This is a genomic window from Acidovorax sp. 106 (assembly GCF_003663825.1).
In the GTDB taxonomy this organism is placed as follows: domain Bacteria; phylum Pseudomonadota; class Gammaproteobacteria; order Burkholderiales; family Burkholderiaceae_C; genus Acidovorax.
On sequence record NZ_RCCC01000001.1, the window covers coordinates 2,491,169 to 2,517,185 of the forward strand.

The 26,017-nt window shown below is 63.9% G+C and carries 22 protein-coding genes and 1 pseudogene; 15 read left to right on the plus strand and 8 right to left on the minus strand.

Annotation, left to right across the window (positions count from 1 at the left end; all coding sequences use genetic code 11):
• Nucleotides 1-396: 396 nt before the first annotated feature.
• The 4 genes from C8C98_RS11155 to C8C98_RS11170 all read right to left on the minus strand — a co-directional run bounded on the left by C8C98_RS11155 (nucleotide 397) and on the right by C8C98_RS11170 (nucleotide 4,391).
• Entirely contained in the window at nucleotides 397-1,431 is a 1,035-nt protein-coding gene (locus C8C98_RS11155) for a DctP family TRAP transporter solute-binding subunit (protein ID WP_121454326.1), read from the minus strand.
• Between the two features lie 71 nt (nucleotides 1,432-1,502).
• Nucleotides 1,503-2,801, minus strand: a complete 1,299-nt coding sequence (locus C8C98_RS11160) for a TRAP transporter large permease (protein ID WP_121454327.1) — start codon at nucleotides 2,799-2,801, stop codon at nucleotides 1,503-1,505.
• Entirely contained in the window at nucleotides 2,798-3,337 is a 540-nt protein-coding gene (locus tag C8C98_RS11165) for a TRAP transporter small permease (protein ID WP_121454328.1), read from the minus strand. The genes C8C98_RS11160 and C8C98_RS11165 overlap by 4 nt, the downstream gene beginning before the upstream one ends.
• Before the next feature lie 241 nt (nucleotides 3,338-3,578).
• The gene (locus tag C8C98_RS11170) at nucleotides 3,579-4,391 is read right to left on the minus strand and encodes an IS5 family transposase (RefSeq protein ID WP_121454329.1); all 813 of its coding nucleotides are present in this window, start codon (nucleotides 4,389-4,391) and stop codon (nucleotides 3,579-3,581) included.
• Nucleotides 4,392-4,471: 80 nt separating this feature from the next.
• Between C8C98_RS11170 and C8C98_RS11175 the strand changes: the two genes are divergently transcribed.
• From C8C98_RS11175 to C8C98_RS11205, 7 genes are all read left to right on the plus strand, one after another.
• Complete coding sequence (locus tag C8C98_RS11175) at nucleotides 4,472-5,404, plus strand: LysR family transcriptional regulator (protein ID WP_121454330.1); 933 nt, start codon at nucleotides 4,472-4,474, stop codon at nucleotides 5,402-5,404.
• 178 nt (nucleotides 5,405-5,582) lie between these two features.
• Nucleotides 5,583-6,476: an amino acid ABC transporter substrate-binding protein gene (locus tag C8C98_RS11180; RefSeq protein WP_121454331.1), complete on the plus strand. Its 894-nt coding sequence runs from the start codon at nucleotides 5,583-5,585 to the stop codon at nucleotides 6,474-6,476.
• Nucleotides 6,477-6,587: 111 nt separating this feature from the next.
• Nucleotides 6,588-7,487: an amino acid ABC transporter substrate-binding protein gene (locus C8C98_RS11185; protein ID WP_121454332.1), complete on the plus strand. Its 900-nt coding sequence runs from the start codon at nucleotides 6,588-6,590 to the stop codon at nucleotides 7,485-7,487.
• A 109-nt stretch (nucleotides 7,488-7,596) separates the two neighbouring features.
• A complete protein-coding gene (locus C8C98_RS11190; RefSeq protein WP_099657865.1) occupies nucleotides 7,597-8,355 on the plus strand; it encodes an amino acid ABC transporter permease in 759 nt (252 codons plus the stop codon).
• Nucleotide 8,356: 1 nt separating this feature from the next.
• Nucleotides 8,357-9,022 carry an amino acid ABC transporter permease gene (locus tag C8C98_RS11195; RefSeq protein WP_099657866.1) on the plus strand — a complete coding sequence of 222 codons (666 nt, stop codon included), beginning with the start codon at nucleotides 8,357-8,359 and terminating at the stop codon, nucleotides 9,020-9,022.
• A 23-nt stretch (nucleotides 9,023-9,045) separates the two neighbouring features.
• Nucleotides 9,046-9,783, plus strand: a complete 738-nt coding sequence (locus C8C98_RS11200; protein ID WP_121454333.1) for an amino acid ABC transporter ATP-binding protein — start codon at nucleotides 9,046-9,048, stop codon at nucleotides 9,781-9,783.
• A 169-nt stretch (nucleotides 9,784-9,952) separates the two neighbouring features.
• Complete coding sequence (locus C8C98_RS11205; RefSeq protein ID WP_147436360.1) at nucleotides 9,953-10,939, plus strand: hypothetical protein; 987 nt, start codon at nucleotides 9,953-9,955, stop codon at nucleotides 10,937-10,939.
• Nucleotides 10,940-11,080: 141 nt separating this feature from the next.
• Here the strand turns inward: C8C98_RS11205 and C8C98_RS11210 are convergent, their stop codons facing one another.
• A complete protein-coding gene (locus tag C8C98_RS11210) occupies nucleotides 11,081-12,001 on the minus strand; it encodes a MurR/RpiR family transcriptional regulator (protein WP_121454335.1) in 921 nt (306 codons plus the stop codon).
• Between the two features lie 109 nt (nucleotides 12,002-12,110).
• Here C8C98_RS11210 and C8C98_RS11215 point away from each other — a divergent pair, with 109 nt between their 5' ends.
• The 5 genes from C8C98_RS11215 (at nucleotide 12,111) to htpX (ending at nucleotide 17,354) form a co-directional block, all read left to right on the plus strand.
• Nucleotides 12,111-13,280 carry a M20 family metallopeptidase gene (locus tag C8C98_RS11215; protein WP_121454336.1) on the plus strand — a complete coding sequence of 390 codons (1,170 nt, stop codon included), beginning with the start codon at nucleotides 12,111-12,113 and terminating at the stop codon, nucleotides 13,278-13,280.
• Between the two features lie 46 nt (nucleotides 13,281-13,326).
• Nucleotides 13,327-14,319 (plus strand): tripartite tricarboxylate transporter substrate binding protein, encoded by a 993-nt coding sequence (locus tag C8C98_RS11220; RefSeq protein WP_121454337.1) that lies wholly within the window; start codon nucleotides 13,327-13,329, stop codon nucleotides 14,317-14,319.
• Nucleotides 14,320-14,477: 158 nt separating this feature from the next.
• Nucleotides 14,478-15,530 carry a dihydroorotase gene (gene pyrC / locus C8C98_RS11225; protein WP_121454338.1) on the plus strand — a complete coding sequence of 351 codons (1,053 nt, stop codon included), beginning with the start codon at nucleotides 14,478-14,480 and terminating at the stop codon, nucleotides 15,528-15,530.
• Nucleotides 15,515-16,303 carry a DUF3025 domain-containing protein gene (locus C8C98_RS11230; RefSeq protein ID WP_233574519.1) on the plus strand — a complete coding sequence of 263 codons (789 nt, stop codon included), beginning with the start codon at nucleotides 15,515-15,517 and terminating at the stop codon, nucleotides 16,301-16,303. The genes pyrC and C8C98_RS11230 overlap by 16 nt, the downstream gene beginning before the upstream one ends.
• Nucleotides 16,304-16,475: 172 nt before the next feature.
• Nucleotides 16,476-17,354: a protease HtpX gene (gene htpX, locus C8C98_RS11235; protein WP_121454339.1), complete on the plus strand. Its 879-nt coding sequence runs from the start codon at nucleotides 16,476-16,478 to the stop codon at nucleotides 17,352-17,354.
• Nucleotides 17,355-17,525: 171 nt separating this feature from the next.
• On the opposite strand, the gene C8C98_RS11240 is transcribed toward htpX, so the two are convergent.
• Complete coding sequence (locus C8C98_RS11240; RefSeq protein WP_121454340.1) at nucleotides 17,526-20,477, minus strand: DUF4132 domain-containing protein; 2,952 nt, start codon at nucleotides 20,475-20,477, stop codon at nucleotides 17,526-17,528.
• Between the two features lie 9 nt (nucleotides 20,478-20,486).
• Nucleotides 20,487-20,942 (minus strand): hypothetical protein, encoded by a 456-nt coding sequence (locus C8C98_RS11245; RefSeq protein ID WP_121454341.1) that lies wholly within the window; start codon nucleotides 20,940-20,942, stop codon nucleotides 20,487-20,489.
• Nucleotides 20,943-21,096: 154 nt separating this feature from the next.
• Here C8C98_RS11245 and C8C98_RS22180 point away from each other — a divergent pair.
• Nucleotides 21,097-21,269, plus strand: a pseudogene (locus tag C8C98_RS22180) (zinc metalloprotease HtpX); the annotation flags it as partial.
• A gap of 55 nt (nucleotides 21,270-21,324) precedes the next feature.
• Here the strand turns inward: C8C98_RS22180 and C8C98_RS11250 are convergent.
• The gene (locus tag C8C98_RS11250; RefSeq protein WP_121454342.1) at nucleotides 21,325-22,302 is read right to left on the minus strand and encodes a LysR family transcriptional regulator; all 978 of its coding nucleotides are present in this window, start codon (nucleotides 22,300-22,302) and stop codon (nucleotides 21,325-21,327) included.
• 181 nt (nucleotides 22,303-22,483) lie between these two features.
• On the opposite strand from C8C98_RS11250, the gene C8C98_RS11255 reads away from it, so the two are divergent.
• The gene (locus C8C98_RS11255) at nucleotides 22,484-24,601 is read left to right on the plus strand and encodes a 3-hydroxyacyl-CoA dehydrogenase NAD-binding domain-containing protein (protein ID WP_121454343.1); all 2,118 of its coding nucleotides are present in this window, start codon (nucleotides 22,484-22,486) and stop codon (nucleotides 24,599-24,601) included.
• 207 nt (nucleotides 24,602-24,808) lie between these two features.
• Nucleotides 24,809-25,984, plus strand: coding sequence for an acetyl-CoA C-acyltransferase (locus C8C98_RS11260; RefSeq protein ID WP_121454344.1), 1,176 nt, complete (start codon nucleotides 24,809-24,811; stop codon nucleotides 25,982-25,984).
• Nucleotides 25,985-26,017: the final 33 nt, after the last annotated feature.

Genomic DNA, 26,017 nt, shown 5'->3' on the forward strand with positions numbered 1-26,017 from the left:
ATGAAAGCAGGCTTTGCGCTTTGCCTTCAAGTGGAGGCGCTTAGTTAAATTGGTATGACCAAAATAGACCATCCATGCGAATTGGTTGCATTTTGTGCTCTGTAGGCTTGCTGGGTTGATAGGGTAAATACTGATTTTGGGTGCTTGAGGAATTTTTTGAATTATTGGTATTACCAATATGGTTGGTTTAGGGAAGCGGGGCTGCGTGGTGCGAGGCTGCCGTGTGCGCCGCCGTTTTCTCAGCGGTGCTGGGAAGCGGTTTCGAGGGGCGGGTGTGCGGGCGCGGAGGTTGGCGGCCTGTGATCGCTGTCGTTGGGATTGGGGCATAAAAAAAGCTTCTAGCGCTTGATATACAAGCGCTAGAAGCTATGGTTTTAGGAGTGTTTGGGGGAGCGCTTACTTGCGTGCCGCAATGGCCTTTTCCGCCGCAGTCACCAACTCAGTGCCAATTTGGCCCTTCCACTTTTCGTACACAGGGCGTGTGGCCTTCACAAAGGCGTCGCGTTCGGCAGCCGAGAGCTGCGTCACGGTCACGCCATTGGCAGCGATGTCCTTGAGCAGGGGCTTGTCGGCTTCGACCATGCCTTTGCGGGCGATGGCGATTTCTTCCTTGCCCGCGTCGATGGCCGCTTGCTTGACGATCTCGCGGTCGGCGGGTGTCCAGCTGTTCCAGATGTCCTTGTTCACCACAAACACCAGCGGGTCGTTCACATAGCCCCACATGGTGATGTGCTTTTGGGCCACGGTGTGCAGCTTGGCGGCCTGGTAGACCGCAATGGGGTTCTCTTGCCCGTCCACGGCGCCGCTGGCAAACGCGGGCTGCGCATCGGCCCAGCTCATTTGCGTGGGGTTGGCGCCCAGGGCGGTGAAGGTGTCGAGGAACAGGGGCGAGCCCACGACGCGGATCTTCAGGCCCTTGAGGTCGGCAGGGCTCTTGATGGCCAGCTTGGAGTTGGAGATTTCGCGGTAGCCGTTCTCGCCCCAGGCCAGGGGCATCACGCCGGCCTTGTCCAGCGTGGCGAAGATCTGCTTGCCCACGTCGCCTTGCGTGACGGCATCAACGGCCTTGTAGTCGGGGAACAGGAAGGGCAGCGAGAACAGGTTCAGCGCCTTGACCTGCGGCGACCAGTTGATGGTGGAGCCCACGGCCATGTCGATCACGCCCTGGCGCAGCGCGCTGAACTCGCGCGTCTGGTCGCCCTGGATCAGCGACACACCGGGGTACAGCTTGATGTTGATGCGGCCCTGGGTGCGCTCGCGCACTTTGTTGGCCCACAGCTCGCCGCCCTTGCCCCAGGGGAAGGCGGTGCCCAGCACGAGCGACATGCGGTACTCGCTCTTGTAAGCGGTCTGGGCAATGGCGGCAGGGGCGGTGAAGGCCAGGGCGGCCGCAGCGGCCACGGCGGAGGTGAGGAAGGTGCGCAGTTTCATAAAGTCTCCTTGCTATAAAAATAGTAGCTTGCGGCGCTTGTTTTATAAGCGCTGCAAGCATTTTTGTCATATTAATAACCCAGCTTGGCGGGCAGCCACAGCGCCAGTTGCGGGAAGGCAATCACCAGCACCATCACCAGGAACATGGCAAACAGCATCCAGCCCACCCAGCGCACGGTGGACTCCATGCGCACCCCGGCGATGCGGCAAGACACCATCAGGTTCACGGCCAGCGGCGGCGTGAACTGGCCCAGCGCGACCTTGAGCGTGAGGATGACGCCGAACCAGACTGGATCCCACTGGTAGAACTGCATGATGGGCAAGAGCAGCGGCACGAAGATCAGGAAGATCGAGATGCCGTCGAGGAACATGCCCACGGTGATCAGCAGCACGATGAGCAGTGCCAGCACGCCGTATTCGCCCAGGCCCGAGTTCACGATGGCGTTGGCCACCGGGTCGATCACGCCCAGCGTGGACAGCGAATACGCAAAGATGCCCGCGAGCGATACCACGATCAGGATCACTGCCGACAGCTCGCCCGATTCGCGAAGGATGGGAAACAGGTCGCGCACCTTGATCGTGCGGTGGATCACCATGCCCACGAAGAGGCCGTAGAACACCGCGACCACAGCGGCTTCCGTCGGCGTGAACCAGCCTGCGCGCATGCCGCCCAGGATCAGCACAGGTGCGGCCAGGCCCCAGGTGGCCTCGCGAAGGCTCTTCCAGAACGGGGGGCGGGGCATGGTGGCTTCGAGTGCGCCCATCTTGTGTTTGCGCGCCATCCACACGGCGGGCACGATGAGCGCCACACCGGCCAGGATGCCCGGGATCATGCCGGCCGCAAACAGCGCAGGCACCGAGGCGCCTGGCACCAGCACCGAGTAAATGATGAAGGCGACGGACGGCGGGATCAGGATGTCGGTGGCGGCCGCTGCCCCCACCACGCTGGCCGAGAACGAAGGCGGGTAGCCCGCGCGCGACATGGCCGCAATCATCACGCCGCCCACGGCCGCAGCATTGGCCGGGCCTGAGCCGGAAATACCGCCCAGGAACATGGCCACGGCAATCGCCACCAGCGGCAGCATGCCGGGGCCACGGCCCACGATGGCCACGGCAAAGTTGACGAGGCGCAGTGCTACGCCCGAGCGGTCAAAAATCGAGCCGACCAGCACGAACATCGGTATGGCCAGCAGCGGGTACTTGCCCAGCCCTGCGTAGAAGTTCTGCGGCACGGCCAGCAGGCCGAACCACTGGCTGTCGGCATTGGCCAGCGCGATGGCAGCGGCGCCTGCCAGCCCCAGCGCGGCGCCAATCGGCACGCCCACAAACATCAGGCCCAGGAAGGCCACAAACAGCAGGGTGGCGATCATGCTTGTGTGCCCTTGGTCGTGTCATCGGCTGGGTTGGCCGTGCTGCGGCTGCGGCGGATGAACAGGCCCACGGCGCGCGCCGTGATGAGTGCGGAGAACACCGGCAGCCAGATCGAATACCACCACTGCGGCACGCCGATGCCGGGTGAGGTCTCGCCAAAGCGGTAGTCGTCCCACACCACGCGCACGCTCAGCACCGCAATCACGCCAAACAGCAGGGCCACGCTGGCCGCGCCCAGCATCGACAGGCGCTTGCTGCGCAGGGCGGAGCCGCCTTCGGCAAAGTATTCGATGCGGATGTGCTGGTCGCGTGCCACGGCGGCGGAGCCTGCGATGAGTGCCAGCGCGATCATCAGGAACACGGAGATTTCTTCGGTCCAGGCGAACGAGGAGTTGGTGAAGTAGCGCACCAGCACGTTGGCAAAGGTGATGAGTGCGAGGGCCGCCATGACGATGACGGTGAGCCAGTCTTCAAGGCGCAAAGAGCGGGGCTCCGCCTCTGGCTCAGACGGGCGGGGGGTGGGGTTGGGGGACATGGAGCAGATGGGCAAGTGCAAGGGAGCGAAAGCGTTCTCGCGATAGAGGTGGATCAGCGAGGCGGGGGGGGCTGGGCGTGCGGCTGGCCGGTGGGGTGCAACGGCAGTAACGAACAGGACACAGGGTGCGTGCCGCCAGCACTTGATTATCTGGTGGGGCCTAGGGGAATTGAGAGCGCTGACCCCCTGGAAAACCCGCACTGCTCGCGCATTCCGCTGACCCCGTGTGGCCTAGAGCGTGTTATGAACTTCCCGCTGCAGCCAGCACCCGTGCGGCAGCGGGCAACATGAGCACCGCAAACACCAGGAAATGCAGCCCGCCGAGCACTTCGGGTAGTCGCTCGTAGTCCCGCGATAGCCTGCGAAACCTCGCCAGCCAGCCGAAGCTTCTCTCCACCACCCAGCGGCGCGGCAGCAGTACAAAGCCTTTCTTTGCCTCGGGCAGCTTCACGATGTGCAGGTCGATGCCGTTGTCCTGCGCCGCTTTGGATGCCGCTTCACCCGTGTAGCCTTGGTCTGCCCAGGCCAGTTGTACCGTGTGGCCCGTGGCCTGCTGTACGTCTTCGCACAGGCGCTGCACCTGCGCACGTTCCTGTTCGTCTGCAGGCGTGACATGCACTGCCAGCAAGTGGCCCAGCGTGTCCACGGCCATGTGCACCTTGCTGCCGCGCTTGCGTTTGTAGCCGTCGTAGCCTGCACGTGGACCGCTCTCGCAACTCGATTGCAGCGTGCGCCCATCCATCACTACTGCGCTGGGCTGGCCCTGGCGCCCCTGTGCTACGCGAATGATGGAGCGCAGATCCGACACTATCGCCTCGAAGCAGCCCGCGTCAAGCCAACGCCTGCTTTGCTGGTAGACCGCCTCCCACGGCGGCAGATCGTTGGGCAGCATCCGCCAGGGCGCTCCTGCGCTCACCAGCCAGCGCAGCGCGTTGAAGACTTCGCGCAGATCATGCTCGCGCTGGGGCGCGTGCTGATTCATCAAGGTCAGGTAGGGCGCAGCGAAGCTCCATTCTTCATCGCTGACGTCTGTCGGGTAAGGCTTGCGGGGCATCTGCAAACTCTACCCTTGGCTCCGTGCTCACGCAGCAAAGTTCATAACACGCTCTAGGGCCCCAGCGGATAATGCGGCCGATGGAAACCAAGTGGTTAGAAGATTTCGTCAGCCTCGCGGAAACGCGCAGCTTCAGCCGATCGGCCCAGTTGCGGCATGTGACCCAGCCCGCGTTCTCGCGGCGCATCCAGGCCCTGGAGGCTTGGGCGGGCACTGATCTGGTGGACCGCAGCTCGTACCCCACGCGCCTCACGCCTGCGGGCAAGACGCTGTACGACCAAGCCCTGGAAATGCTGCAGGCCCTGCAGAACACCCGTGCCATGCTGCGCGCGCACACCAGTGCGGGCAAAGACATGATCGAGTTCGCCGTGCCGCACACGCTGGCGTTCACGTTCTTTCCGGCCTGGGTGTCGAGCCTGCACGACAAGTTCGGCCCCTTCAAAAGCCGCCTGATTGCGCTGAATGTGCACGACGCCGTGATGCGGCTGGTGGAAGGGGGTTGTGACTTGCTCATTGCCTACCACCACTCCTCGCAACCCTTTCAGCTCGACGCAGACCGCTACGAGATGGTGAGCCTGGGCCAGGAGGTGCTTTCGCCCTACAGCAAGCCCGATGCGGATGGCGAGCCGCTGTTCCGGCTACCAGGCCGCGCGGGGCAGCCGCTGCCTTACCTGGGCTATGCGCCAGGGGCTTACCTGGGGCGGGTGACGGAGCTGATCCTCAAAGAGTCCGCTACGCCCATCCACCTGGAGCGGGTGTACGAGACCGACATGGCCGAGGGCCTGAAGGCCATGGCGCTGGAGGGGCATGGCGTGGCCTTTCTTCCGCACAGCGCGGTCAAGAAAGAACTGCGTGCCAAGCGGCTGGTCAGCGCCGCCCCATCCGACACGGACGGGTTGCAAATGCTCATGGATGTGCGCGCTTATCGCGAGAAGCCTGCGGGCAAAGAGGCCCCCAAGGGCACTGCCCAGGCCCTGTGGGCCTACCTGCAAACGCAAGCCAACCCATGCTAAGGGTAAATACCGACATAAATATTTTGCATAGTTGGGCGCGCAAACGGCATTGGAGTTTCACAGGGGCGACACGTAAAGTTCGCGCCGTGCGCTTCGGGGCTCCACCATACGCCGCAGTGGCTGCGTGATGGCACGAAGATTGCATCCATCTGTTTCAGTTTATTCACCGAGAGGCCGCATGAAACATCAGCATTGGGGATTGGCGTTGTGCCTTGCGGCCCTGTGCTGCGCATCTGCCGCCTCGGCCGCCACCGTGCTGGAACGCATCAGCGCCGGCGGTAAGCTGGTCATTGCCCACCGCGAGTCGGCCGTGCCGTTCTCGTATGTCGATGCCGCTTCGGGCAAGCCCGTGGGCTATGCGGTGGATTTGTGCCTGCGTCTGGCCGAAGTGGTGCGCAAGAAGGCGGGTGCCAAGAACATGGACGTGGAGTTCGTGATGGTCTCGCCGTCCAATCGCATCGACATGATCGAGCAGGGCAAGGCCGACCTCGAATGCGGCTCAACCACCAACAATGCCGAGCGGCGCCAGAAGGTCGCGTTCACCGTGCCACATTTCATCACCGGTGCGCGCTTGCTGGTCAAGGCCGCCAGCCCCATCGACCGACTGGAAGACTTGCAGGGCAAAACCCTGGCATCCACCAAGGGCACTACGCCGCTCAAGGCTGCGGTGCAGGCCAACCGTGAACGGCTGATGGGCATCCAGATTGTGGAAGTGCCTGACCACGCCCGGGGCGTGGAGATGGTGGAGAAGGGCGAGGCCGAGGCCTTCTTGATGGACGATGTGCTGCTGTACGGTCTGGCGGCCTCGCGGCCCGATCCTAAGGCCCTCAAGGTGGTTGGGCGGTTTGTGACCACCGAGCCGCTGGCCATCATGCTGCCCAAGAACGACCCGGATTTCAAAAAATTGGTGGACGATGAAATGCGCCGCCTGGTCACCAGCCGCGAGATCTATCCCGTCTACGACAAGTGGTTTGCCCAACCCATTCCGCCCCACAACAAGCCGCTGAACATCCCCGTTAGCTACCTGTTGAGGGACTTTTGGAAGTACCCTACCGACCAGGTTCCGTTCTGAATAAGATCGCTGGTCGCGTAGTTTCATCTGGAAGCATTTGCTTGGCTTGCAAGACAGGCCGGACAGCGCGCTCAACCCCTCCCTTTTCGATAACCCCCTAAGGAGATACTCATGAAAAAACATTTGCTGGCAATTGCCGTGACCGCTCTGGCCGCAGGCAGTGCGTTTGCCCAAGCCAACGACACCCTGGCCAAGATCAAGGCCTCCGGCAGCGTGACTCTGGGGGTGCGTGAGTCCTCTGGCCTGTCCTACACATTGGGCAATGGCAAGTACGTGGGCTTCCACACCGAAATGGGTGAAATCGTTCTGCACGATATCCAGAAGCAACTGGGCTTGGCCAAGCTGGACATCAAATACCAGCCCGTGACATCGCAAAACCGCGTGCCTTTGGTCACCAACGGTACGGTGGACCTGGAGTGCGGCTCCACCACCAACAACGCTACGCGCCAAAAGGATGTGGCTTTTGCTGTGACCACCTACGTGGAAGAAGTGCGCATGGTGGTGAAGGCCAACTCCGGCATCACCTCCATCAAGGACCTGAACGGCAAGAGCGTGGCGACCACCACAGGCACCACTTCGGTGCAAACTCTGCGCAAGCATGAGCGCGCTGGCGGTATCGACTTCAAGGAAGTGTTCGGCAAGGATCACGCTGACAGCTTCCTGATGCTGGAAACCGGCCGTGCCGACGCCTTTGTGATGGACGGCTCCATCCTGGCTGCCAACGTCTCCAAGTCCAAGAACCCTGCCGACTACAAGATCGTGGGCGAAGTGCTGAGCGTGGAACCCATCGCCTGCATGCTGCCCAAGGACGACGCTGGCTTCAAGAAGGCCGTGGACGACTCCATCAAGCGCCAGATCAAGGACGGCTCGCTGGCCAAGCTGTACGACAAGTGGTTTATGCAACCCGTGCCACCGACCAACACCAAGATTGGCCTGCCCATGTCCGAAGCCACCAAGGCTGCTTGGGCCAACCCTAACGACAAGCCTGCAGAAGACTACGCCAAGAAGTAATTCTTGAACGACTGCCGCCCCTTCGAACAGCGGGTTTGAAGGGGCTTTTTTGTTGGGCCGGCACAAGGTTGTGCCCAATGCAATATCAAGACATTAAAGGGGTGATCCTATGAGTTGGGATTGGCAGGTGTTCTGCCAGGACACCATGGAGCGGGAGGTGGTGCAGGGCTGCTTTGGCAAGGGCGGCGACATCACGTACCTGGACTGGATGCTGTCAGCCTGGGGCTGGACGGTGTCTGTTTCGCTGCTCGCGTTGTTGCTGGCGTTGGTGATTGGCGCGGTGATTGGCACCTTGCGCACGTTGCCCAACAGTCCGATGGTGGTGCGCCTGGGCAATGCGTGGGTGGAGCTGTTTCGCAACATACCTTTGCTGGTGCAGATTTTCTTGTGGTACCACGTGCTGCCCACCCTGATTCCGGCCATGAAGAGTGTGCCGGGCTTTGTGCTGGTGGTGTTTGCGCTGGGCTTTTTCACATCGGCGCGGATTGCCGAGCAGGTGCGCTCAGGGATTCAGACCTTGCCGCGCGGCCAGCGGTACGCTGGTTTGGCTGTGGGTTTCACCACGTTCCAGACCTACCGCTATGTGCTGCTGCCCATGGCGTTTCGCATCATCATCCCGCCGCTGACCAGCGAGACGATGAACATCTTCAAGAACTCGTCGGTGGCGTTTGCCGTGTCGGTGGCCGAACTCACGATGTTCGCCATGCAGGCGCAGGAAGAGACCTCGCGCGGCATTGAGGTGTACCTTGGAGTGACGGGGCTGTACATCATCTCGGCCTTTGCCATCAATCGCATCATGGCGTTCATCGAAAAGCGTGTGCGGATTCCTGGCGTGGTGATTGCCGGTGCCTCGGGCGGAGGCCATTGATATGAATCTCGACTTTTCGTTTTACAACTGGGACCTGATCTCCAACTTCGTGCTCAAGGGGCTGTACTTCAGCCTGATGCTCACGGTGGTGGCCACGATTGGCGGTGTGGTGTTTGGCACTCTGCTGGCGCTCATGCGCCTGTCGGGCCGCAAGTGGCTGGATGTGCCTGCCACCATCTATGTCAACGGCATGCGCTCCATTCCGCTGGTGATGGTGATTCTGTGGTTCTTCTTGCTCATGCCCGCCATCATTGGCCGCCCCATCGGGGCGGAAGTGTCGGCGGTGGTGACGTTCATCGCTTTCGAGGCGGCGTACTTCAGTGAGATCATGCGCGCGGGCATCCAGTCCATTCCCCGTGGCCAGGTGTATGCAGGCCAGGCCCTGGGCATGACCTATGGCCAGAACATGAAGCTTGTGGTGCTGCCCCAGGCGTTTCGCAACATGCTGCCGGTGCTGCTCACGCAGACCATCATCTTGTTCCAGGATACGTCGCTGGTGTATGCCATCGGTGCGTATGACATGCTCAAGGGCTTTGAAGTCGCTGGCAAGAACTTTGGCCGCCCGATTGAGGCCTACCTGGCCGCAGCGGCGCTGTATTTTGTGATGTGCTACGCCTTGTCCTGGATGGTCAAGCGCTTGCACCAGAAGATCGCCATCATCCGGTGATCCGAGAGATTGAGGAATAAACAATGATCGAACTCAAGAACGTATCCAAGTGGTATGGCTCGGTGCAGGTGCTCAACGAGTGCTCGGCCACCATCCAAAAAGGCGAAGTGGTGGTGGTGTGCGGCCCTTCAGGCTCCGGCAAGTCCACGCTGATCAAGACCATCAACGCGCTGGAGCCCTTTCAAAAGGGCGAAATTTCGGTGGATGGTGTGAAGCTGCACGACCCCAGCACCAACTTGCCCAAGCTGCGCAGCCGCGTGGGCATGGTGTTCCAGCACTTCGAGCTGTTCCCTCACCTGTCGGTGACGGACAACCTGACCATTGCGCAGATCAAGGTGCTCGGCCGCAGCGCGGACGATGCCAAGAAGCGCGGCCTGAAGATGCTGGAGCGCGTGGGCCTGATCGCCCACAAGGACAAGTTCCCCGGCCAGCTCTCGGGTGGCCAGCAGCAGCGCGTGGCCATTGCCCGTGCGCTGAGCATGGACCCCATCGTGATGCTGTTCGACGAGCCCACTTCGGCGCTCGACCCTGAAATGGTGGGCGAAGTGCTGGACGTGATGGTGGGCCTGGCCAACGAAGGCATGACCATGATGTGCGTGACCCACGAAATGGGCTTTGCCCGCAAGGTGAGCAACCGCGTGATCTTTATGGACGTGGGCGGGAAGATTTTGGAAGACTGCTCGAAAGAAGAGTTCTTCAACAACCCCGATGCGCGCCAGCCGCGCACCAAGGATTTTCTCAACAAGATCCTGCAGCACTGAACTGTTCTCACGGTTTGCGAAAAAAGGCACCTTCGGGTGCCTTTTTGTTGGTCAACGTGCTGACGAATGCGCCGTGGCGGTGGGCTTTGTGCCCTTTAATCGGTCACCGTCCTTTGCAAGCAAACCGTCCATGACTGCCATCTTCCGATTTCTGCGGCGAGCGAAGTGCTTGCTCCGTAACGTCCGCCTGGTGCAAGCGGCAGGGCTCCTTGGTGTCGCCGTGCTGTGGTACCAGCCCTTGCTGGCATCGGCCACTCCACAGTCTTCTCAGCGTCAAGCTTGCGCGTTGCTGCAAACCGTGGCCCAGGCCGCGCAACTGGCGGGCGAGGGGCTCACCACGGGGCGCTATGGCTGCCAGTCGCCGCATGAAACGGCTGATGGCTGGGTGTTTGCGCTGCAGTACCTGGAGCCTGCAAAGTCCGTGGGAGAGGCTCGGCGGTTGGGGCACTACTTGGTGGATTTGGACGCCGAAACCGTCACCCCCTGGTCGCCTTCGCCGCGTGCCCCGTCAGATACAGAGGGGCGCCTCGGTGGTGTTGCGGAGGGGTCCGTTTCTGTGCGGGCGTGCGGCGTGGCTTTTGATCTGCCCTCTCAGTACCGCATCACCCGACCTGTCCGGTCAGTTTCGCGGCAAGGGGTGCGCGTGTGTGCGTTTGACATAGTGCCTGCACAGGCTGCGCCGAAGTCGCTGGAGTGCAAGGATGAGGCAGAAGGAGGAAGTCCTCCCTACCCATTGTGTGACTGGGACATCAGTGCCGGGCACGATTGGCCCACCGTGCAGGTGGCCCGCACGCGGGTGGATGCAGACCGCTTGCCTCTGGACCCCTTCAACTTTGAGCGAGGCGCCTGGCGCCTGCCCAATGCACATGCTCAGGCGGCGCCCTCCTCGAAAGTGCCTTTCTTCGGTCGGCAGGCCCGGCATGGCGAAGTGCTCATGCGCGCTGCGTGGCACCGCACCAAGGCCCAGCCTGCTGTGGGCATGCAGGCCGGCACCAGCAGTGCGGATGCCTATCTGTTGCAGCTCACGCCCCAACTGGCGGTGGTGCTGGTATCCCCCCCCTTGGACTCCGCCGCCCACAAGAGCGAGGGGGTGGGTGGGTGCCACACTTTTTGCCGTAGCTTGCGTGCAGCGGGCCGGCCCAGTGAAGAGCCCTGACGCAAAGTGCTGCAGACGCAGCGGGCGTCCAGAAAGGGGGCAGTGCATGCAACGCAGTGACTGCGCAGCCGTTCTCCAGAAGACAAAAACGCTTTGGGGCGTGTGGGTTGCACGGCGCTTCCTCGGCACCCGCTCGACCGGCTAGCGTTTGCCCCGCCGTCCCGCAGGGGTGTTGCTGTCCACGATGAGCTGCGACTCCATATCTTTCCAAAGGTCATCGCGGCGCTTCAGGGTTTCGGGCACCGCTGCATGCCGCAACTGGGCCACGGCCGACACCAGCGCGTTGCACAGAAAGAAAGCGGCGGTGTAGGAGTCAAACGGCGACGCGTTGGATGTGCGCACCAGCACGCGCTGGTGGGCCAGGGCGGCCAAGGGCGCGGCACTGCTGTCGGTGATGCTGAACACCTGCGCGCCGGCATCCAGAAACCGCTGCGCCACCTTCACTGGGCCACTGGCGTAGCGGCGGATGCTGAAGGCCAGCAGCACATCCTCGGGCTGCACCCACAGCAACTGGTCGGTGGTGTCGATGGCCCCGGCGCCCAGCTCCTGCACGCCGGGGCGGCACATGTTCAGGTGCAGGGCCAGCCAGGCGGCCACGGGTGCGCTGTTGATCTGCGCCAGCACGTACACCCGGCCAGTGCCCTCGGCCAGGCGGGTGGTGATGGCCTCAAAGGCCGCCATGTCCAGCCCGTCGCGTGTCGCGTTCAGGTTGTGCTGGTCGTGCAGCAAGGCGTCGTCCACGCACTGCTGCAGGCTGCGCTCGGTGCCGATGGTGACGGGTGCGCGCTGCCCAGCCGTTTGCAGCAGGGCGGTGACTTCGCCACGCGCCTCGCGCTGTGCCTCGGCATAGCTGGCGTAGCCCAGTTTGGCAAAGAGCCGCACCACGGTGGATGCACTGGTGCCGTGCCGCGCGGCCAAGGCCGTGGCCGATTCCAGCAACGCATGCGGGTAGTCACGCTCCAGCCCCTCGGCCAGGGCGCGTTCGCTGCTGGTGAGTGTGGCGCTTTGGCGCGCAAGGCGTTCGGTCAGCAAAGCGGTGGAGGGTTGCAATGTAAATTTCATTGGGTTGTGTTAATGAAAAAAGTATTGCAAACCGAGGCGGCGCGTGCAACACTTATCCGCAGATTTTGACCCCGCTGGCGGGGCGCCCTCCCATCGACGCAAGGAAACCATGCAAGACACCGCTACGACCATGAACCCCACCGTGCGCACCCAGGTGCTGGACTGGCTGGCCAGCCAGCAGCAGGCGATGCAAGACTTGTTGCACAAGGTGGTCAACATCGACAGCGGCAGCCGCGACGAGGCGGGCGTGACCGCCGTGGCCCATGCCCTGGCCGAGCGCTTGCAGGCTGCGGGCGTGCCGGTGCAGTTCGAGCCCGTGCCTGGCTACGGCGTGCTGCTGCATGCGCAGGTGAATGCAGCCGGGCAGGGCGCGCCCATCATCCTCATGGGGCACATGGACACGGTGTACCCCGCAGGCACCGTGGCCAAGCGCCCCTACCGCGAAGAAGCGGGCCGGGCCTACGGCCCTGGCGTGGCCGATATGAAGTCGGGCTTGGTGCTCAACGTGTTTGTGGCCGAGGCGTTTGCGCGCTGCGGCGGCCTGCAGGCACCGCTGCACCTGTTCTTCTCGTGCGATGAAGAGATTGGCTCGCCGGCCACGCGCGACCTCATCACTGCCCGCGCGCGCGGTGCCCGTGCGGTGTTCAATGCCGAGCCCGGCCGCGTCAGCGGCAATGTGGTGTCCAGCCGCAAAGGCTCGATGGTGGTGGAGTTTGAGGTGCAGGGCGTGGCCGCGCATGCGGGCATCAACCATGCCGCAGGTGCCAGCGCCATCGACGCGCTGGCCCGCAAGACGCTGGCTTTGCATGCGCTGACCGACCCTGCCACTGGCGTCACGTGCAACGTTGGCGTGGTGCACGGCGGCATCGTGCCCAACATGGTGGCGCCCCACGCCAAGGCCGAGGTGGACCTGCGCTTCACCTCCGACACCGACCCCGATGCCTTGCTGGAGCGCGTGCGCGCCATCGTCGAAGAAGAATCTGTGCCCCGCACGCAGGGCCGCATCACCCTGTCCCGCCGCACCATGCCCATGAAGCCCACGCCCGACGACCTGCTGGCGCTGTACCAACAAGGCGCCCGCGCTGTGGGCTTTGACGTGCAGGGCGAATTCACGGGCGGCGCGGCCGACAGCGGCCTCACCGCCTCGGTGGGCGTGCCCACACTGTGCGCCACGGGCCCCGTGGGCGGCCACGCGCACACCGAGCGCGAATATTGCGAGCTGAACACCTTTGTGCCGCGTGCGCAGGCCGTGGCGCTGGCCGTGCTGGACCATCCTTGATCTGCCTTGCCTTGTTGAAACTTTCTCCTGATTTTTGAGCTTACCGATGGCCATGAACACACCTTCCCGCCGCAGTCTTCTCTCCACCGGGCTGGGCCTTGCAGGCCTTGCCGCGCTGCCTGCCCTGGCACAAGACAAATTCCCCTCGCGCCCCATCACGCTGGTGGTGCCGTTCCCGCCAGGCGGGTCGGTAGACATCATGGCGCGCCAGTATTCCGAGCCACTGTCGCGCGCTTTGGGCGTGCCCGTCATTGTCGAAAACCGCGCTGGCGCGGGCGGCTCGGTCGGTGCGCTGTATGTGGCGCGGGCCAAGCCCGATGGCTACACGCTGGTGGTCTCGTCCCAAAGCAGCCACTTGGCCAACCCGCTCACACAGCCCAAGGTGGGCTACGACGCTGTCAAGGACTTTGAAAACATCGCCATCTTGGGCCGTCAGCCCAACGCCCTGGTGGTGCACAGCAGCTTGCCGTTCAAGACCTTCAAGGAGTTCATCGACTACGCCAAGAAGAACCCCGGCAAGCTCAACTACGGCAGCGGCGGCGTGGGCAGCATGGGCCAGCTCAATGTGGAAATGCTCAAGGTCTCCACGGGCGTGTTCACTACGCACATCCCGTACCGGGGCGGCACACCGCTCATCACCGGCGTGCTGGCCAACGAGGTGCAGTTCATCCTCGACAACCTGGTCATCATGCTGCCCCACATCCAGGCCGGCAAAGTGCGGGCCCTGGCCGTGGCCGCCGACCAGCGCCTGCCCCAGCTGCCCGATGTGCCCACCTTGGCCGAAGTGGGCTACCCCGAATTGAACCTCACCTCCTGGACCGGCCTGGCCGCCCCTGCGGGCACGCCCGAGGCCGTGGTGCAGACCCTGTACAAGGCCGTGCGCCAGGTGGCCACATCGCCCGCCATGATCGCCAACCTCAAGGACCGCGGCGTCATCCCGCCCGAAGAAATGGCCCCTGCCGCTTTTGAAAAGATGATGGCCGAGCGCCTGGTGAAGTTTGGCACCGTGGTCAAGCGCGCAGGCATCACGGCCGAGTGATCGGGGTTTGAAGTCGTTTGGCTGCCTAGCGCTTGATGAATAAGCGCTGGTAGCTATTGATTTTGTAGCGTATTGCAGGCTGTGGCCAGGTGCTGCACCCCGGTGGCGGGGGTGCCTGGCACCTGCGGCAGTGAGGGTTGGTGGGACAATATCACCCCATGACTGCAGCACCCACCACCCCCATCGACACCCTCACCATCACCCGCCCCGACGACTGGCACCTGCACGTGCGCGACGGCGAACCCCTGCACACCGTCGTGCCCCACACCGCCGCCCAGTTCGGCCGCGCCATCATCATGCCCAACCTGCGCCCGCCCGTGACCACGGCGGAGCAGGCCCTGGCCTACAAACAGCGCATCCTGGCCGCCGTGCCCGCCGGTGTGCAGTTCGAGCCGCTGATGACGCTGTACCTCACCGACAACCTGCCGCCCGAAGAAATCGCCCGGGCCAAGGCCGCTGGCGTGGTCGCCTGCAAGCTCTACCCCGCCGGTGCCACCACCAACAGCGACGCGGGCGTGACCGACCTGCGCAAGACCTACAAGACCCTGGAAGCCATGCAAAAGGCAGGCATGCTGCTCTTGGTGCATGGCGAGGTGACCAGCAGCGACATCGACCTGTTCGACCGCGAGGCCGTGTTCATCGAGCAGCAACTCATCCCGCTGCGCCGCGACTTCCCCGAGCTGAAAATCGTCTTCGAGCACATCACCACCAAAGACGCGGCCGACTACGTGATGCAGGCCGATCGCTTCACCGCCGCCACCATCACCGCGCACCACTTGCTGTACAACCGCAACGCCATCTTTGTGGGCGGCGTGCGCCCGCACTACTACTGCCTGCCTGTGCTCAAGCGCGAAACGCACCGCGTGGCCCTGGTGCATGCCGCCACCAGCGGCAGCAGCAAGTTCTTCTTGGGCACCGACAGCGCACCGCACCCCGCGCACCTCAAAGAGCACGCCAGCGGCTGCGCAGGCTGCTACACCGCCCATGCGGCCATGGAGATGTATGCCGAGGCGTTCGACAACGCCGGTGCGCTCGGCCAACTCGAAGGCTTTGCCAGCTTCCACGGCCCCGACTTCTACAACCTGCCGCGCAATACCGGCACCATCACCCTGCGCCGCGAATCGTGGACGCCGCCCGACAGCTTTGCGTTTGGCGAAGCCAACCTCAAGCCTTTGCGCGCCGGTGAGGCGTTGCCGTGGCGCCTAGTGTAGACCGTATTGACTGGGCCGCCCCCTGGCTGCAACCCCTGCGTGCGGTGGGCCAGCCGCTGGCCGCACAGGTGGTGCAGGGGGCGCCGGTGCACCAGGCCCTGTCTGCCGCCCCTGGGTCGCCCTTGCGCTTTGTGCCCCAGTCGGATCTGCCCGAAGGCACCGCCTACGAGCAGTACATCTGGGACACCCGGTGCGTGCCCACGCGCGACAACCTGCACGACTTCTTTAACGGCCTGGTGTGGCTGCACTGGCCGCAGGCCAAGCGCCGCATGAACCAGCTGCAGGCCCAGGCCATTGCCGCCCAGGGCGTGGGGGCGGTCCGCGGCCCCCTGCGCGATGCGCTCACGGTGTTCGATGAAAACGGCGCCCTGCTGCAGGCACCTGAGCCCTTGTGGGACGCGCTGCGGGCGCGGGACTGGCAGCGCCTGTTCATCGACCTGCGCCCGCTGTGGGCGCAGGCCCGGATGGTGCTGTTCGGCCATGCACTGATGGAGAAGCTGGGTCAACCCAGAAAACCGATGGTAGCGCACGTCTATCCAGCGCCGACAGCTATTGAAACCATAGCAAATCTGGACGCCTGGCTGGCCCTGGCCCTGCAGCCGGAGGCCTGGGCGACCAAGCCCTTTGCGCCGCTGCCGGTGTTGGGCGTGCCCGGCTGGTGGGCGGCCAACCAGAGCGCATCGTTTTACGACGACGCCCAGGTGTTTCGGCCCGCACGCTCCGTCATGGCGATGCGAGGCGGTGCTGTGGGTGCTGACAGCGCATCTTCCTAATTCCCGTTGCCGCCTGGGGGTTCGTCCCTCGTGCGTATTTCGCCCTAACATCGGGCCATTCAAAGGGGCACATTGCGGGGCGTGCAGCAGGTTTCAGGCGCGATGGTCTTGATTCACTGCGGCAATCCCCCACTTAAATGCCCTGTGTCCTTGTTTCACCCACGGAGAAACCATGAAGCGGATCCTTTTATTTGTATTGACCAACCTGGCCGTTGTGCTGGTGCTGGGGGTGGTGGCCAGCCTGCTGGGCGTGAACCGCTACCTCACCTCCAATGGCCTGAACCTGGGCGCCTTGCTGGGCTTTGCGCTCATCATGGGCTTTGGTGGCGCCATCATTTCGTTGCTGATCAGCAAGCCCGTGGCCAAGTGGTCTTCAGGCGTGCGCGTGATCGACGGCACCGGTTCGCCCGATGAGCGCTGGATCGTCGACACCGTGCGCAAGTTTGCCGACGAAGCCAAGATCGGCATGCCCGAAGTCGGCATCTTTGAAGGCGACCCCAACGCGTTTGCCACGGGTGCCTTCAAGAACTCGGCGCTGGTGGCGGTGTCCACCGGTTTGCTGCAGGGCATGACGCGCGAGGAAGTCGAGGCCGTCATCGGCCACGAGGTGGCCCACATCGCCAACGGCGACATGGTCACCATGACGCTGATCCAGGGTGTGATGAACACGTTTGTGGTGTTCTTGTCGCGTGTCATCGGCTATGCGGTCGACAGCTTTCTGCGCAAGAACGACGAGGAAAGCTCGGGCCCCGGCATTGGCTACTACGTCACCACCATCGTGCTCGACATCTTGCTGGGCTTTGTGGCCGCCATGATCGTGGCCTGGTTCAGCCGCCAGCGCGAGTTCCGTGCCGACGCAGGTGCCGCCCAGCTCATGGGCCGTCGCCAGCCCATGATCAATGCCCTGGCCCGCCTGGGCGGCATGCACCCTGGTGAGCTGCCCAAGAGCGTGGCCGCCATGGGCATTGCCGGTGGCATTGGCAAGCTGTTCAGCACCCACCCACCGATCGAAGAGCGCATTGCTGCTCTGCAGAACGCGCAGCAGCAATAAGAGCCAAACAAAGGCTGGGCAGGGGGTGGGGCACGCCCCGCGTGCTGCCCTCTCTCCTCACAACACCGCCACAGGGTTTGCGCCCTGTGGCGGTTTTCTTTGGTGGCGACAACGTCCCCTGGCTGTGCGTACGGCAGCGGTCTTGGCAGGGGGCGGGGTCCGTGCAGATGCTCAGGCCTGTGCCTCGGCTTGCCGACCCTCAATCTGCGCCAGGATGCTCGGGTCTTTGATTTTGTCGTCGGCGCTGAGCAGCAGCAGCTTGGACAACACCTCGCTGGTGCGCTGGTCGTCATCCACAAAAGGCAAAGCCACGGATTTTTGCGAGGCCTTGCCCGCCGGCACGATGCACAGGTATCCGGCCGGGATCACGTGAATCACCGCCGTGCCCAGGTGCAAGCGGTAACTCGCGCGCTTGCCCTGGATGATGGCGTGGTGCCCCTCCATGCTCACGTTCTTCAAACCCAGGCTCGGGAGCAGGGCGCTCACCAGCGCCACCCGGGCTTGCTGCACCTCGGCAGAATGTTCATCGCTGTCGGCGGCGCCTGCGGTGATCACCAGATCCAGGTCGCGCATGGCCTCAGAAAAACCGAGGGCCGGAGCCCCTTCCAGGGCCACGCGTTTGCCCTGGCGGGTGAACGCAATCTCGCCCAGCACCGTGGCCTCTTCCTCGGTCAGGAAGTGGTAGACATCGGGCAGCGACAGCTCCACGGCCAGGTCGGGTGCCAGGCGCTTGCGGGCCGTGCAATCGCCTTCGCTGCCATCGACCCGCCACCCCCGGGCCGACAGGATCGCGCCCAGCACCGAGGTCTTGACGCGGCGCCCCTCGAAGCGGCGTGAGAGGTCATGCGCCTCGCGCTCGGCGGGTGTGAGCACATAGCATTCACGAAACGCCTGCTTGAACGGTTGCACCAGCGACGACTGCACTGCGTGCCGCTGGCAAGCAATCAAGCGACCCGTCGCCAGCATCGAATGGACGTGGGCGATGGTCAGGGGCTGCTCCACCGGCAGGGGTGCATCGGCCAAGCGGCCCTCCGCGTCCAGCAGCCGCAGTTGGGTCAGGCTGTCGTCCAGCAGGCCCAGTTCGCCGCCCGGTGTTTGCAGGTACAGCGCGGTCAGCAGATGCCGGGCCATGGGCAGGTTGGCGAGTTCTTTCAGTTGCTCCGGTGCCAGCGCACGGCCACTGACCATGAGGTTTTCCAGGGCGGTGCGGTAGCGCTTGCCTTGGTCCTTGAGCAGGGCGAGCTGTGCCAGCAGCGGGGCCAGTCCGGGGTCTTTCTTCAGCGCAGGCGGCAGGCTCTTCAAGGCCTTGCCAGCCTTGCTAACCTGCAGTTGCGGCTGGAACCGGACCAGGCTCAGTTCCACGGCGTACTCATCTTGCTGCCAGGTCCAGTCCTGGGCGGTGGAGGCGCTGGCGTCGAGTGACCATTCCATTTCGGTCACGTCTGCAAAACCGGCGTTGTGCGCCAACTGCACCAGCCCTGCGGCGGCGGCATCGCGCACATTGGCCGTGCGCTCCGAGCCATACATCTTCGATGCCTGCTTGCCCGCGCCTTTGAAAAATTGAAACCGCTCGCGCAAGTCTGCATCATCCCGAATCGGCGCCATGCCCCAGACGCGAATGTGCTCTTGAGAGAGCTTGCTCAGCATGCCCGCCAGCTTCTTGTCTACCACGCCCTGGACCGCGTCGATGCGGTACACGGTAACTTTCAAGTGCTTGTACTTCTTGTGCCATGCCAGAAGCAGTTCACCGGACTTGCCCGCGCGCTGGAGATGATCCTTCAACAACGGCACATCGAAATACGCGTTCGCATCGGCCCGCTCGCACTCGCGCATAAAGCGGTACAGCGGCGCGGCGCTGCCCCAGCCCAGGGCTTCTAGCACCTCGTCGGCCTGGGCGCGGCAGTGGCGCAGCAACTGCAGCAGAACCTCCGGGGTGAACTGGCGCAGCTCGGCCACCAGGTCCGCAGATTCCGCCGCATTCAGGGGTCGCACATTGCAGATCAGTTTCAAGGCCATCGCAGCGGGGCGCTCGGAATCCGTCTTGACCAGACCGAGGATGGGCGGCGGCGACGGCATCTGTGCCAACAGGCGGGCGCCTGCCACCACGAAGCGGATACCACTCAGGCTGCGCTCGGCGTCACGCTCATAGTCCACGCCCCAATGGTCTGCGAGTCGGCCCAGTGCGCTGATGGCTTCGGCCAGTGGTTTGGCGCAGTGGGCGTACACCCAGTCCAGCGCCTCGGGTTTGAAGTCTTTCAAGATTTCTTCCTCCTGCCGCACACAAGCGTCCATCACCTGTGCACCGCGCGGCCACTCCGCATTGAACAGGCGCTGGACCCATGCAGAGTCCAGCGGGCCAAAGCGCGCGTAGGCCTGCGCCAGCTCCTCCGAATAGTCGGTCAGCCCGAAAAACTCGGAGGTGCGCATACGGCCCTCGCATTTGCCGTCTTCCACCTGCCGTGGCGGTTTGAACTGCTTGTCCACCCAGGTGTCGCACGAGCGCTCCATCAAATCCAGCAAGGCATCCAACTGGGCGCGCGAGGACTGCATTTCGCACAGCAGTCGGCCCAGCGTGTCGGGGGCGGGCTCCAGAAAAGGATGGAAGCTGCGGGTCAAGGCTTTCTTCAGTTCCGCAAGCCGGTAGTCCCTGTACGGCTCTTGAGTCTGCGCGCGAATCCGCTCGCGCTCTGCGTCCATCCAGCGCGGTGCTGCGCATTCGGTGGGGTCGGCGGGATGGCTCAATTGATGGCGCAAGCGCTCCAAGGCGAGATGGCCGGTGTAGTCGCGCCCCCACTTCTTGACGGCCGCGGTCAGCAGATCGCTCATGTCGCGCGCGAAGCCCCACACACTGTCTGCGCGCGCCCGCATGTTGGGGATGCTTTCATGCAGCACCGGGAACATGAAGAAATCTGCCAGGTGCTGTTCGGCCTCGTCGCCGAACTCCTTGTGCAGTGCTGTGCAAAACGGTGAATCCTCATCGCCTTTGCGAATGGCGCGCTCGTCGTCATCCAGGCTTCGGCCTGCGTCCTTGGCCGCTTGCACATAGCCCAGCAACCAGGCCTCGAAACGTTGAACTCTGGCGTGCTGCGCGGCACTCGCCTTCCATTGATTGCTCTCACTCATGGGTTCCTTTCATCCGCCAACCAGCGGACGCAATCTCAAAAAAACGGCGTGCGAGCTGTCCGTCAAATCCAACTGCGCATGCGACCGGTACAACGTGCCATCGACCACCATCTGGAACTCACCCGCCTCGAACGCGGCAAGGGCCCGTTGAATCTCGGTCTGCTCGTGCACCGCCAGCTCAGGTTCGCTGGCAGGCTCTGGTGGCCGGGGCAAGGCCACGCGCCCCTGCGCCAGGCCCTCATCAATCAAGGCCGGTGTCAGGGTGGGTGTGGGGTGTGCTGCCCGTGCCGCAGAAGCCGCACTGGCGCGCGCAATGCGCTGCAAGGCCAGGTGGGCCCGCACGCTGATAGCAATCAGCTCACGGGTCGAGATCGACGGGCTATCCATCTGAAACGCCACCTGGCCTTGGTGCAGGCCGGGGTTCTGGCGTTCAGCGATCTCACAGTTCAACAACAAGTGGGGCATGGTGGTGGGCTCCGTCTGCAGACGCGCAGGTCGTGCCAGGATTCTAGAAGTGGGGAGCCGCGCAGGGCTTGGCAACTTGTCAACCGCGCTGTGCGTTGGGGCGGGGCGGGTCACGGGGCTTGGTCGCCCAAACAGCCGCCATAGCGCCGGCAGCCAGCCCATGATCAACGCCCCTGCCCGCCTGGGTGGCATGCACCCTGGCGAGCTGCCCAAGAGCGTGGCTGCCATGGGCCTTGCCGGTGGCATTGGCAAGCTGTTCAGCACCCACCCACGATCGAAGAGCGCATCGCCGCCCTGCAAAACGCATCGGCTGCACAGAACTCTTGATCTGGCACCTCTGACGCTGCAGCAGCCGCTGCAGGGCCAGTCAAGCCCCTCTGCTTCAGGTGGAGGGGCTTTTTTTATGGGCCGGTTTTTCAGTGGTGTCTTCCTGCATGGGCACCTCGATGCCGCTGGCTTGTGCATCGCCAGCCTCGGGCGGCCGGGTCTTGGCCAGGATGAAATCGATGCAGGTGCGCACGGCCCGCGTCTGGTGGCGGTTGGGCAGGTACAGCAAGTACATCTGGGTGCCAAAGATGCTCAGCCGGTACTCGTCCAGCGTGGTGAGCAGCTCGCCGCTGTCCAGCTTGTCTTGCACCACATAGTCGGGCACCAGGCCCACGCCCAGCCCCGCCACGATGCCCTGGCGCAAGAACGGAAAGTGCTCTGAAATCATCGTGGGCTCCAGCAGCACCTCGTGCCGCTCGGTGCCCTGGTAGGCGGCCAGGCGCAGGTGCCGCCCCGTCACGCCTGCGGTGATGACCGGGCTGTTGCGCAGCTCGTGCAGCGTGCGGGGCAGCCCATGCTGCTGGGCGTATTCGCGCGACGCGCAGGCCAGGTAACGCACATCGCCCAGGCTGCGGGCCACCATCGACAAAGGGGGTTCGGGCACCACGCGCACGGCAATGTCCACCTCGTCGCGCAGGATGTCGGCGCGGTTTTCAAACAGCACATCCAGCACGATGCCCGGGTACAGGCGCTTGAACTCGATCAGCCAGTCGCTCATCACGATCTGCCCGTAGCCGCTGGGCACGCTGATGCCCACCCGGCCCTGCAGCCCCCGGCCCAGCGAGGTCACCGCTTCGCGCGCCGCCAGGATTTCGTTGTGGATGGCCCGGCCATGCTGGTACAGCCGCATGCCGATCTCGGTGGGCTCCACCCGCCGGGTGGAGCGCTGCACCAGTTGCACCCCCACGTCTTTTTCCAGCTTGGTGAGGTGGTAGCTCACATTGGCACGCGTCATCTTGAGCTTGCGGGCCGCCTGGCTCAGGTTGCCGCTGTCAATGATTTCGACCAGCAGGTTCAGGGCGTGGGAGTCCATGGGGGCTTCAGCTGAGGGTAAAAGGGTTTGATTGGATAAATTGATTTGACAGTATGTCAATGAATGATGGGATTGTCATAAGCCATTGTCGCCATAAGAATGTTTCCAGCTTCAAAGATCAGTTCGGCGGCGCGTCCAACCCGGCTGTTCTGCAACAAAAAACAGGCAAGGAGACAAGTGCATGGCCCATGACGCCACAGCGTCCGTCGTTCAATGGCGGGTGCAGGACGAGGTGCAGATCGTCACCATTGACAACCCCCCCGTCAACGCCCTGGGCGCAGCCGTTCGGCAAGGCTTGGTTGCGGCAATGGACCACGCCGCGCAGCAGCCCGGCGTCAAGGCCGTGCTGCTGGTGGGCGCCGGCAAGGCCTTCATCGCGGGCGCTGACATCCGTGAATTTGGCAAGCCGCCCGTCTCTCCCATCCTGCCCGAGGTCTGCCGCGCCATCGAAAACCTGGACAAGCCCGTGGTGGCCGTGCTGCACGGCGCGGCGCTGGGCGGTGGGCTGGAAGTGGCCTTGTCAGCCCACTACCGCCTGGCCCTGCCTGCGGCCACACTGGGCCTGCCCGAAGTGAATTTGGGCCTGCTGCCGGGCTCGGGCGGCACGCAGCGCGCGCCGCGCCTGATGGGTGTACAGGCTGCCACGGCCATGATGCTCAGCGGCCAACCCCTCAAAGCGCAGGCCGCGCTGCAGGCCGGGCTGGTCGACAAGCTGGTGGACGGTGCCGACCCGCTGGCCGCAGGCCTGGCCTATGTGCAAGAACTTTTGGCGTCTGGTGCCCCCGTGCGCCGCACCCGCGACATGGCCATCGCCGAGCCGAAGGCTGCACTGACCTGGCTGGAAGAGCAGAAGACCGAGACCGCCAAAAAATCGCGCGGTCTGTTCTCACCCCTCAAGATCATCGAATGCGTGCAGGCCGCGCTGCAACTGCCGTTTGACGAAGGCATGGCCCGCGAGCGTGCGCTGTTCATGGAGTGCCTGGACAGCTCACAACGCGCCGGGCTCATCCACGCCTTTTTTGCCGAGCGCGAAGTGGTCAAGGTGCCCGAGGCCCAGGCCGCGCAGCCGCGCTCTGTGGGCAGCATTGCCGTCATCGGCGGTGGCACCATGGGCGCGGGCATTGCCGTGGCGGCGTTGGATGCGGGCCTGCCCGTGACCATGATCGAGCGCGATGCGCAGGCCCTCGCCCGCGGCCGCGCCAATGTGGAAAAGGTCTACAACGCCCTGGTCTCCAAAGGCCGCATGACTGAAGCCGCCAAGGCCGCCGTGATGGCGCGCTACACCGGCAGCACCAGCTACGCCGACATCGCCCAGGTCGATCTGGTAATCGAGGCCGTGTTTGAAGACATCGAGGTCAAGAAGACCGTGTTCCGCGAGCTGGACCGCGTGTGCAAGCCCGGTGCCGTGCTGGCTACGAACACTTCCTACCTCGACATCGACGCCATTGCCGCTGCCACCGGCCGCCCGCAGGACGTGATCGGCCTGCACTTCTTCAGCCCCGCCAACATCATGAAGCTGCTGGAGATCGTGGTGCCCGCCAAAGTGGCGCCCGATGTGGTGGCCACGGCGTTTGAGCTGGCCAAGAAGCTCAAAAAGGTGCCCGTGCGCGCCGGTGTGTGCGACGGCTTCATCGGTAACCGCATCCTGGCCGTGTACAAGCAGGCGGCCGACTACCTGCTGGAAGACGGCGCCAGCCCCTACGAGATCGACGCTGCGGTGCGCGGCTTTGGCTTTGCCATGGGCCCCTTCCAGGTGACCGACCTGGCCGGTGGCGACATTGGCTGGGCCACGCGCAAGCGCCGCGCCGCCACGCGCGACCCCAAGGCCCGCTACGTAGAGATTGCCGACCACATCTGCGAGCGCGGCTGGTTCGGCCAGAAGACCGGGCGCGGCTTTTATCTGTACCCCGACGGCGCCCGTGTAGGCCAGCCTGACCCTGAAGTACTGGCCATTGTGGATGCTGAGCGTGCCAAGAAGGGCGTCACACCCCGCAGCTTCACTGCCGACGAGATCATGCGCCGTTACATGGCCGCCATGGTCAACGAAGGGGCCAACGTGGTGCACGAGGGCATTGCCCTGCGCCCGCTGGATGTGGATGTGACCTTTGTGGCGGGCTACGGCTTTCCGCGCCACCGCGGCGGCCCCATGAAGTGGGCCGACATGACGGGGCTCCCCAAGGTGCTGGCCGACATCGAGGCCTTTGCCAAGGAAGACCCACTGTTCTGGAAGCCCTCGCCATTGCTGGAAAAGCTGGTGGCTGAGGGGCGTGATTTCGACAGCCTGAACAAGGGTGGATAACCACCACCCGTTCACGCTGAGCCTGTCGAAGCGCGGCGCAAGGCTTCGACAAGCTCAGCCCGAACGGCTGGTGGGGTGGTGGCCTCGGTGGGCCAACGCCAAGTCCCTTCTCCCTGTTGCGCTGTGTTTCAGCACTAATTTTTGAGTCATTTCGGCCGCTAGCGCAATAAATATAAGCGCTGGCAGCTATTAAATCAGGAGCAAATCATGCGTGAAGCCGTCATCGTTTCCACCGCCCGCACCCCGCTGACCAAGTCGCACCGGGGCGAGTTCAACGCCACGCCTGGCCCGCAACTCGCGGCCTTTTCCGTCAAGGCGGCGGTGGAGCGCTCGGGCATCGAGCCCGAGCTGATCGAAGACCTGGTGATGGGCTGCGGCTACCCCGAAGGCATCACAGGCAAGAACATTGGCCGCCAGACGGCCCTGCGTGCGGGCCTGCCGCTGTCGGTCGCGGGCATGGTGGCCAGCCGCTTTTGCGCGTCGGGCCTGCAGTCGGTGGCGATTGCGGCGGGCCGCATCGTGGCCGAGGGCGTGCCCGCCATGGTGGCGGGCGGGGTGGAAAGCATCTCGGCCATCCGCGCAGGCAACCCGGCAGACATCGACCCCTGGCTGCAAGAACACAAGAGCGACCTCTTCATGGCCATGATCGACACGGCCGACATCGTGGCCCACCGCTACGGCATCAGCCGTGAAGACCAGGACGCGTTCTCGCTGCAAAGCCAGCAACGCACCGCCGCCGCACAGCAGGGCGGTGTGTTTGCCGACGAAATCGTGCCCTGCACCACGCGCATGATGGAAAAGAACAAGGAGACCGGCGAGGTCACCTACCGAGAGGTGACGGCCACGCACGACAACTGCAACCGCGCCAGTACCACGCTGGAAGGCCTGGCCAAGCTGGAGCCGGTGAAGGGCCCCGGCCAGTTCATCACGGCGGGCAATGCATCGCAGCTGTCGGACGGGTCCAGCGCCTGCGTGCTGATGGAAGCCAAGGAGGCCGAGCGCCGTGGCCTGCAGCCCTTGGGCGCATTCCGTGGCTTTGCGGTGGCTGGTTGCGAGCCCGACGAAATGGGCATTGGCCCCGTGTTTGCCGTGCCCAAGCTGCTGGCGCGCCACGGTCTCACGGTGCAGGACATTGACCTGTGGGAGATGAACGAGGCCTTTGCCTCGCAGGCCCTGTACTGCCAGCGCCGCCTGGGCATTCCGACAGAGCGGCTGAACGTGAACGGCGGGGCGATTGCCATCGGCCACCCGTTTGGCATGACAGGTGCCCGCCTGGTGGGCCACCTGCTGCTCGAGGGCCGCCGCCGCAAGGCCAAGTACGGCGTGGTGACGATGTGCATTGCCGGTGGCATGGGCGCCGCAGGTTTATTCGAAATCTTCTGACCCCGCGACACACCAGCGAACTCTGAACTGCAA